Source organism: Providencia sp. AGC89, from assembly GCF_053543535.1.
In genome coordinates, this window is record NZ_JBIXLP010000019.1 from 16,591 (window position 1) to 25,380 (window position 8,790).

10 protein-coding genes are annotated in these 8,790 nt (G+C 39.4%); 5 read left to right on the forward strand and 5 right to left on the reverse strand.

The features are described 5' to 3' along the window. Positions 1-90: 90 nt before the first annotated feature. The 4 genes from trkA to def form a co-directional block, all read right to left on the reverse strand. The gene (trkA, locus tag ACIPUA_RS06220; RefSeq protein ID WP_042847541.1) at positions 91-1,467 is read right to left on the reverse strand and encodes a Trk system potassium transporter TrkA; all 1,377 of its coding nucleotides are present in this window, start codon (positions 1,465-1,467) and stop codon (positions 91-93) included. Positions 1,468-1,500: 33 nt separating this feature from the next. Next, positions 1,501-2,787: a 16S rRNA (cytosine(967)-C(5))-methyltransferase RsmB gene (gene rsmB, locus ACIPUA_RS06225; protein ID WP_449059431.1), complete on the reverse strand. Its 1,287-nt coding sequence runs from the start codon at positions 2,785-2,787 to the stop codon at positions 1,501-1,503. A 68-nt stretch (positions 2,788-2,855) separates the two neighbouring features. Further along, positions 2,856-3,803 (reverse strand): methionyl-tRNA formyltransferase, encoded by a 948-nt coding sequence (fmt, locus tag ACIPUA_RS06230; protein ID WP_129467308.1) that lies wholly within the window; start codon positions 3,801-3,803, stop codon positions 2,856-2,858. A gap of 32 nt (positions 3,804-3,835) precedes the next feature. Next, entirely contained in the window at positions 3,836-4,354 is a 519-nt protein-coding gene (gene def / locus ACIPUA_RS06235; protein WP_042847534.1) for a peptide deformylase, read from the reverse strand. A 133-nt stretch (positions 4,355-4,487) separates the two neighbouring features. Here def and dprA point away from each other — a divergent pair, with 133 nt between their 5' ends. The 5 genes from dprA to ACIPUA_RS06260 are packed head-to-tail and all read left to right on the forward strand — an operon-like array spanning position 4,488 to position 7,797. Beyond that, complete coding sequence (gene dprA, locus ACIPUA_RS06240; protein WP_042847533.1) at positions 4,488-5,564, forward strand: DNA-processing protein DprA; 1,077 nt, start codon at positions 4,488-4,490, stop codon at positions 5,562-5,564. A gap of 30 nt (positions 5,565-5,594) precedes the next feature. Then, the gene (locus ACIPUA_RS06245) at positions 5,595-6,134 is read left to right on the forward strand and encodes a topoisomerase DNA-binding C4 zinc finger domain-containing protein (RefSeq protein ID WP_449059432.1); all 540 of its coding nucleotides are present in this window, start codon (positions 5,595-5,597) and stop codon (positions 6,132-6,134) included. A gap of 12 nt (positions 6,135-6,146) precedes the next feature. Continuing rightward, on the forward strand, positions 6,147-6,716 hold the full coding sequence (gene tsaC / locus ACIPUA_RS06250) for an L-threonylcarbamoyladenylate synthase type 1 TsaC (protein ID WP_042847531.1): 570 nt from the start codon (positions 6,147-6,149) through the stop codon (positions 6,714-6,716). Positions 6,717-6,721: 5 nt separating this feature from the next. Next, a complete protein-coding gene (gene aroE / locus ACIPUA_RS06255) occupies positions 6,722-7,540 on the forward strand; it encodes a shikimate dehydrogenase (protein WP_042847530.1) in 819 nt (272 codons plus the stop codon). Further along, entirely contained in the window at positions 7,537-7,797 is a 261-nt protein-coding gene (locus ACIPUA_RS06260; protein WP_181468833.1) for a DUF1488 family protein, read from the forward strand. Before aroE ends, ACIPUA_RS06260 begins: the two co-directional genes overlap by 4 nt. Here the strand turns inward: ACIPUA_RS06260 and ACIPUA_RS06265 are convergent. After that, entirely contained in the window at positions 7,773-8,318 is a 546-nt protein-coding gene (locus tag ACIPUA_RS06265) for a gamma carbonic anhydrase family protein (protein ID WP_042847528.1), read from the reverse strand. The genes ACIPUA_RS06260 and ACIPUA_RS06265 overlap by 25 nt on opposite strands. Positions 8,319-8,790: the final 472 nt, after the last annotated feature.

The window sequence follows — 8,790 nt, forward strand, 5'->3', positions numbered from 1 at the left end:
AATACCTTAATTGAAACAAAATGTGTATTAGGTTAATAAATTATAGTCGCTAGAATTAATAAGCTACAAATATTTATACATTTTTATTTTTTATAAAAAGAATGGACTTGGCTGGAATAGTTTTTCAACATCAGGGACATGTTTTTTATCTGTAATAAACATGATGACATGGTCGCCTTGTTCAATAATATGGTAATCGCTAGCAATAATTACTTCTTCTTCGCGAACTATTGCCCCAATAATTGTACCTGGCGGAAGTTTAATCTCTGATATTTTTTTACCAACAACTTTAGATGTATTCTCATCGCCGTGTGCAATTGCTTCGATTGCTTCAGCAACACCTCTTCTTAATGATGAAACATTCACAATATCGGCTTTTCTCACATGACTTAATAAAGCTGAAATTGTCGCTTGCTGTGGTGAAATTGCAATATCAATAACCCCACCTTGCACAAGTTCAACATAAGCTGAGCGTTGAATAAGTACCATTGCTTTTTTAGCGCCCATCTTTTTTGCTAGCATGGCAGACATAATATTAGCTTCATCGTCATTTGTAAGAGCAATAAATACATCCATCTGTTCAATGTGTTCTTCCGTTAGTAACTCTTGATCAGATGCATCACCATAAAAAACGATAGTATCATGCAATAACTCAGCAAGTTCTGTTGCACGTTGTTGGTTTCGCTCAATTAATTTTACACTGTAGTCTTTTTCAAGCCTTCTAGCTAAACCTGCACCAACATTACCACCGCCAACAATCATTAAACGTTTATAAGGTTTTTCCAGTCTTTGTAGTTCACTCATGACTGCTCTGATATGTTGTGTTGAAGCGACGAAAAATACCTCATCACCCGCTTCAATAATAGTTGAGCCTTGTGGGCGGATTGGTCTGTCTTGACGAAATATTGCCACGACACGAGTATCGATATGAGGCATGTGTTCACGTAAACTGGATAAGGCGTTGCCTACAAGTGATCCCCCATAATAGGCTTTTACTGCCACAATGCTGACTTTACCTTCCGCAAAATTAACGACCTGGAGCGCACCTGGATATTGGATTAATTTATAAATGTAATCTATCACTAACTGCTCTGGCGATATCAAATAATCAATAGGGATCTGTTCAGGTAGAAAGAGCTTATCCGCTTCACGAATATATTCGGTTGCCCTAATACGAGCAATTTTATTAGGTGTATTAAATAGGCTATATGCAATTTGGCAAGCAATCATATTTGTTTCGTCAGAGTTAGTGACGGCAACTAGCATGTCTGCGTCTTCGGCTCCAGCATCACGAAGGACTCTAGGATGAGAACCATGGCCATTAACGACACGCAGATCAAACTGATCTTGTAGCTGACGTAGGCGATCTCCGTCTGTATCAACTACTGTAATATCATTGTTCTCATCAACTAAATTTTCAGCAAGAGTCCCACCAACTTGCCCAGCGCCTAGAATAATGATCTTCATTGCATATTCCTATATCAGGTAATTAACGACTTATTATTGTACTTTTTTTATTAAGCGTACATAAAAAAAGCCATCACCACCATCGGTAGTTGGCAATATTTGTAACCCTAATTTGGTTCCATCATTTAGGCATGCATCAGTATGCTTAGTTAGGAAATTTTCTATTTGCTGGCTGTTTTCTTCAGGCATAATTGAACAAGTCGCATATAGCAAAGTCCCGCCTGGTTTTAAATAAGGCCAAATAGCTTCAAGTATTTGAGCCTGTAGCTGTGCAAGTTCATTGATATCAGTATCACGGCGTAGCCATTTAATATCAGGATGGCGCCTTATTACACCGGTTGCAGAGCAAGGTGCATCTAGTAAAATGCGGTCAAATTGCTGTTCTTTCGCCCATTTTTCTGGTTGAGTACCATCACCTTGAACAACTGTTGCATGTTGTTGTAGCCGTGTTAGATTTTCTTTTACCCTTTTAAGGCGAGCATCATCAATATCGACCGCGAGTACTTTCGCTTTTGGCGCTAACTCTAAAATATGTGTTGTTTTCCCACCAGGTGCTGCACATAAATCTAGGATGCTTTCACCATCTTGGGGTTGTAATAGTTCAGCACAACCTTGAGCGGACACATCTTGCACTGTACACCAACCTTCTTCAAAGCCCGGTAGTTTAGAAACTGCGGTTGGTTCATGCAAACGAATAGCACTGGTATGCGTGGCATGTACATCCGCAGCTATGTCAGCCTGTTTGAGTAAATCAAGATATTGAGTTGCGGTATGGTGCTGAGAGTTGACCCTTAACCACATAGGTGGGCGTTGGTTATTTGCATCTGTGATTGATTGCCATTCATCAGGATAGGCATTTTGTATGCGTTTCAATAACCAACTCGGATGTAAATACTGGCTATTGTTGTTAGCAATGCGTTCTTCTAATTGTGTTTGTTGGCGCTGGAATGAACGCAAAACCCCATTAACCAGCCCTTTTAGTTGTGGGCGTTTTAAGGCAACAGCGCCATTGACTGTTTCCGCCAATGCGGCATGCGCCGGAATTCGAGTATAAAGAAGTTGATAAATACCCACCATGATGAGGTAGTGAAGCGCTCTTTGCTTACCTGTTAATGGTTTTTCCATAAGCTGGCCAATGAACCATTCTAGTTTAGGTAAGTAACGTAAGACACCAAAACAAATCTCTTGTAATAGTGCTTTATCTTTATCATTGATATTGCGTTGTAAATCGGGCAACACAGTATTTAAGGATTGTCCATTATCAAGAACTTGACTGATTGCTGTTGCTGCGATACTTCGCAAATTATATGTATTTTTCATAAAAGAAGATGAACTTTGTAGTTGCTAAAATAAAACTGCCTGATGATATCAGGCAGTTTACAGATTTATTAATCTAGAATTTGCTCTGGAGTAAACCATTCACGACGGGAGTTTAGTATATCTTGCGCACTCATTGCTTTTTTGCCTGGTGGTTGTAACTGAGTGATATTCAGTATGCCATTACCCGTGGCAATGCTTATCCCTTTTTTATCGGCGCTAATGATTGTTCCTGGCTGTTTATTGTGAGTCCCAGAGATTACTTCAGCTTGCCATACTTTGATTAGCTGCTCTTCAACCGTAAAATGACTCATAGGCCAAGGGTTAAATGCGCGGATACAGCGTTCGATGTGGCTGGCATCTTGTTGCCAATCAATACGCGCTTCTTCCTTAGATAATTTTTCGGCATAATTAGCCAGCGAATCATCCTGCTTTTCTGGGACACATTGGCCTAACGACAACATATCTACGGTATGGATCAATGCTTGTGGGCCAGTTATCGCTAGCTTTTCATACAATGTAGCACTTGTATCGTGGGGGGTAATCGGGCAAATTGCCTTATAAAGCATATCACCTGTGTCTAAACCTGCATCCATTTGCATAATAGTGACGCCCGTTTCAGCATCGCCAGCCCAAATAGAACGTTGAATAGGAGCAGCTCCTCGCCAACGAGGTAGTAAAGAGCCGTGAACATTTAGGCAGCCTAAACGAGGAATATCTAAAACAGCTTGTGGCAGAATTAACCCATAGGCAACGACGATCATTAGGTCTGCGTTTCTTTCTTTGATCCATTGTTGATTTTCAGCATCTCGAAGCGATACAGGTTGAAAAACAGGAAGTTGGTGCTCTTCAGCTAGAACTTTAACCGGACTTGGTGTTAGTTTTTTCCCTCTACCCGCAGGTTTATCGTGGCGAGTAAGTACACCAACAATTTGGTGATTCGTTTCTAAAAGCGCGGCTAAATGTTTAGCAGCAAAATCCGGAGTACCCGCAAAGATAATTTTTAATGGTTCTGACACGTTAATTTCCCTGTTTATAGTTACCAAACTAGCTATTTTTTAGCCTCTTTTGCTCTTTGTCTATCCAGTTTTTCAACTTTTTGGCGGATGCGTTGACGTTTTAAAGGGGATAAATAATCAACAAACAGCTTACCAACAAGGTGATCCATTTCATGTTGGATACAAATAGCTAATAAACCATCCGCTTCAAGCTCAAAAGATTCTCCGTTGTAATCTAAAGCCTTAACTTTTACTTGCTCTGCTCGCGGCACAAACCCATGCTGTTCAGGAATAGAAAGACAACCCTCTTCGATACCAGTTTCTCCTGATTTATCTAATAATTCAGGGTTAATAAGTACTAGACGTTCATCACGGGTTTCAGAAACATCAATAACAATAATACGCTGGTGGATATCGACTTGTGTTGCTGCGAGCCCAATACCTTCTTCTTCATACATGGTATCGAACATATCATCAATGATGCGCTGAATAGAGGCATCAACTTTTTCGACCGGCTTAGCAATTGTGCGTAAGCGTTCGTCTGGGTAATGTAACACGTTTAAGACTGACATAAATTTTTCGAGCAGTTTCCAAAAAGTGAATGGGAATTAATGACTATTCTAGACATTTCTCCGTCATATTGACAGTATTGGTTATCATTTGTTCACTGAAGAACCTATTTACTAATTTAGTCAGGATGACAAAATGAATACTCAAGAAATCTGGCTGAGAATGTCACAGGTAAAAAAGCTATTACCTCAGCGTGCAGTAAAAATAGTTAATGAGTTAACACTGTTAGATAAGGTTAGTCATCAAGCCTTACGAGACTGTGGTCTGAATGAGATGCAGCAATTGCAATTTCTTCATGTTCCAATGAATCGAATCGAAAAAGTACAAAAATGGCTCGCTAATCAAAATCATCAATTAATTACTTATCTTGACCCTAATTACCCACATCTCTTAAAGCAAATTTATCGTCCTCCCCTATTACTTTTTGTGGTGGGGCAAAGTGAATTGTTAGCAACGCCACAGGTTGCTTTAATTGGTAGCCGGCAAGCTAGCGAATATGGTCGAAAATGGACCAATATATTTACTAAAGACTTTGTGCAGCATGGGGTGACTATCACGAGTGGGCTTGCAATCGGTATTGATGGAATAAGCCACAAAGCTGCGCTTGACAATGATGGTAAAACCATCGCAGTTCTGGGAAGTGGTCTAGAAAATATTTATCCAAAACAACATTATGGGTTAGCTGAGCATATTAAAATGAATGGGGCACTAATTTCCGAATACTGGCCTAGCACTCCCCCATTACCCAAGCAGTTTCCGCAGCGAAATCGTATCATTAGCGGGTTAAGTAAAGCAGTTGTTGTGATAGAGGCAGGTATGAAAAGTGGTTCATTAATAACAGCGCGATATGCAATTGAACAAAATCGTGATCTTTTTACATTACCTGCTCCATTAGGTAACCCTGCGTTTGGAGGGAATCATTGGTTATTACAACAGGGGGCTTATTTATTAATAGAACCAAATGATGTTTTGCAGCATTTAGTTGATGGGTTAAATTGGATTCAAACGGAGTTACCTATAAATGAAAACCCACTTGAGTTTAATGTGGTAGAAAATAAAATTTTAGGTATGGTGGGGTACAAACCTACACCAGTAGATGTGATTGCAGAACAAACACAAGTCCCAATAACTCAAGTGATTTCTATTTTAACTGAAATGGAAATTAATGGAGTGATTTGCTCAAGTGCTGGTGGGTATATTAGATTAACTTAGCTTTATCGGCTAAAGAAAGTAGAGAATGACATGTCGAAACAGCTGCCTTTTGATACAGAAAAAAATGAATATTGCCCAGAATGTAACTCTATACTGGTGATCCGTAATAGTACACACGGCCCTTTTTTAGGTTGCTCAAGTTATCCTCAGTGCAATTATATGCGCCCACTTAGGGCAATGGTGGAAAGCCATATCATTAAAGTTTTAGACGGGCAATCTTGTCCGAAATGTGGTCATGATTTAGTGCTGAAACAAGGCCGATTTGGCATGTTCATAGGTTGTAGTGACTACCCTGAGTGTGAACATATTGAGCTAATTGATAAGCCGGATGAAACTAAAATTCCATGCCCACAATGCCAAAAAGGAAATTTATTGCAAAGAAAATCCCGTTTTGGGAAGACTTTTTATGCTTGTGATAATTACCCTAACTGTCAGTTTATATTAAATAATAAACCTGTGACTGGTAAATGTTTGTATTGTGAATATCCATTATTGATGGAAAAAAAGGGGGGACAAGGAGTAAGATTATTTTGTGCCAGTAAACGTTGCGGTAAGCAACAAGAAGAATAACGAGTTAAAACTATGCCAAATAAATCTACACCTGCAATTGAAAGTATTATTGTTTCATTACAAAAAGGGGAAGTTATTGCCTATCCAACGGAAGCTGTTTTTGGATTAGGTTGCGACCCTGATAACGAAAATGCAGTCAACAAGTTATTAGAACTAAAGCAACGCCCTTGGGAGAAAGGTTTAATTCTGATTGCTGATAGTTACGAACAATTAAAAGACTATGTTGATGATAAACAACTCACGGAAGAACAAAAGCAAGCGATGTTCGCAACTTGGCCGGGCCCTGTAACCTGGGTGATCCCCGCGAAAGCCTCTACACCAAAGTGGTTAACTGGCCGATTTGATACTTTAGCGGTGAGGGTTACTACTCACGAGTTAGTAAAAAAATTATGTCGTGAATATGGTAAACCGTTGGTGTCTACAAGCGCTAATTTAAGTGGGCTAGAGCCATGTAGAACAACAAATGAGGTTATTGCTCAATTCAACAAAAGTATTCCTGTTTTGGATGGGGTGGTTGGCGGTCGCCAAAACCCATCTGAAATTAGGGATGCTAAAACGGGTCAATTGTATCGTAAAGGGTAATGTTCATGGAAATGTTTGCGGTTTTTGGTAACCCGATTCAACACAGTAAATCACCATCTATACATAAAATGTTTGCGGAGCAAACAGGTATACTACTTGAATACGAAAAAATTTTAGCGCCTGTAGATAACTTTGAGCTCAGTTTAGCCGAATTTTTTTCTCAGGGGGGGAAAGGTGCAAACATTACTTTGCCATTTAAAGAAAGGGCATATCAGCTTGTTTCTGAGTTAACGGAAAGAGCCCAAGCCTGTGGCGCAGTTAATACTGTGATGAAGTTAGATGATAACCGCCTGCTTGGTGATAATACCGATGGCATGGGCCTATTGTTAGACCTCCAACGCTTAGAATTTATTCACCCGAATAGCAAGATACTAATGATCGGAGCTGGTGGGGCAACTCGGGGAGCGCTACTCCCCCTCTTGGAATATGGATGTAACATTACTCTAACGAATAGAACGTATGCCAAAGTAGAAACATTAGTTAATGAGTTTTCTTCACTAGGTAACATAAAAGGGATGCAGATCGAACAGATCACCTCTCCTGATTTTGATCTAATTATTAATGCAACTTCATCGGGTGTAAGTGGTGATATCCCGACAATAAACTCACTGATATTTACCAAACAAGTTGCTTGTTACGATATGTTTTATCAATCTACATTGACGCCATTTTTATCTTTTGCATGTGAACATCAGGTGACAAAAATAGCGGATGGCCTTGGTATGCTTGTAGGGCAAGCTGCATTTTCTTTTAAGCTATGGCATGGTGTTCTCCCTGAAATTACGCCAGTTCTATCTGCTTTATATAAGGAGTTGAAAGGGTGAACCAGCAAATTCAATTTCCTGATAGAGAAGAGTGGGATGAATTATCCAAGCAAGTACGTTTTCCTGTATTGATTAGCGGAATGCTTGCTGAATGTGCAGTTCCTCAGTCATTATTGTTTCAACGCTATGGTAAAGAAGAAACTCCTCTGAGGTTATTTCAGCAGCATCGATGGGATATAGAAGAAGAGTTTGAAGCCTTGATTGAACAAGGCCACGATGGCGCATATGGGCTTTACGTATTATCAGAGGCTAAATAGTTGTTTTTCCATTCGACATAGTTGTTTGCTGAATAACGCAAATGGCCTAACTCAGCATCAGTCAATTTTCGGATGGCTTTTGCTGGGCTTCCCGTATATAAGTAGCCAGATTCGAGTCTTTTCCCTTGAGTCACTAAACTGTTAGCACCAATAACGACATCATCTTCGATGATAGCCCCATCAATGATAATTGAGCCCATTCCAACTAGCACTCTATTTCCTATAGTACACCCATGTAGCATCACTTTATGACCTACGGTGACATCTTCACCAATGATTAGCGGGTTACCAGTAGGATTGCTACTTGATTTATGAGTAACATGCAAAACACAACCATCCTGAATGTTAGTCCTTGCGCCGATAGATATATAATTTACGTCACCACGTAAAACTGAAAGTGGCCAAATACTAACATCATTAGCTAAACGTACATCTCCAATCACAACTGCGGAAGGGTCAATAAAGACACTTGGTTCGACAGAAGGGGATATTCCTAGATAAGGGCGTAAAAGTTTGTTCATTTCTATGACCATTAAAAATATCAATATAAAGGTTAGAAACTAAAATAGTTAGTTCATCAACAATGGGAGTACCTAACAAGTTTCATTAAAGTAGGATTATAGGCAGAAATTAGCTTTTTTTATAACCATAATGAAGCTAAAAAACACAGAGTGATGATTTTATCCCCAAACGGCATTTTTTTTTAAAAAAAAAGGTTGTGTAATTCTAATACCTCCCTATAATGCGCATCCGTTGTCACGATAAACCGGCTCGAAGAAAACCTCGAAGCCTTGTGATAACAGAGGTGAGAAAGAAAAAGTTGAAAATAAATGCTTGACTTTCTAAATAAAAAACGTAATATACGTCACCTCGCGACAACGACCTAAGTTAATAAAAACTGAGTCGAATTTCCAAAAGAAATGTCGCAACGCTCTTTAACAATTTATCAGACAATCTGTGTGGGCACTCACAGGACACTATCAAAAAAATATT

Bases quoted from the DNA above. Each gene is read 5' to 3' on its own strand.
- trkA (WP_042847541.1), bottom strand. From the start codon at position 1,467: ATGAAGATCATTATTCTAGGCGCTGGGCAAGTTGGTGGGACTCTTGCT.
- rsmB (WP_449059431.1), bottom strand. From the start codon at position 2,787: ATGAAAAATACATATAATTTGCGAAGTATCGCAGCAACAGCAATCAGT.
- def (WP_042847534.1), bottom strand. From the start codon at position 4,354: ATGTCAGTCTTAAACGTGTTACATTACCCAGACGAACGCTTACGCACA.
- dprA (WP_042847533.1), top strand. From the start codon at position 4,488: ATGAATACTCAAGAAATCTGGCTGAGAATGTCACAGGTAAAAAAGCTA.
- ACIPUA_RS06245 (WP_449059432.1), top strand. From the start codon at position 5,595: ATGTCGAAACAGCTGCCTTTTGATACAGAAAAAAATGAATATTGCCCA.
- tsaC (WP_042847531.1), top strand. From the start codon at position 6,147: ATGCCAAATAAATCTACACCTGCAATTGAAAGTATTATTGTTTCATTA.
- aroE (WP_042847530.1), top strand. From the start codon at position 6,722: ATGGAAATGTTTGCGGTTTTTGGTAACCCGATTCAACACAGTAAATCA.
- ACIPUA_RS06265 (WP_042847528.1), bottom strand. From the start codon at position 8,318: ATGAACAAACTTTTACGCCCTTATCTAGGAATATCCCCTTCTGTCGAA.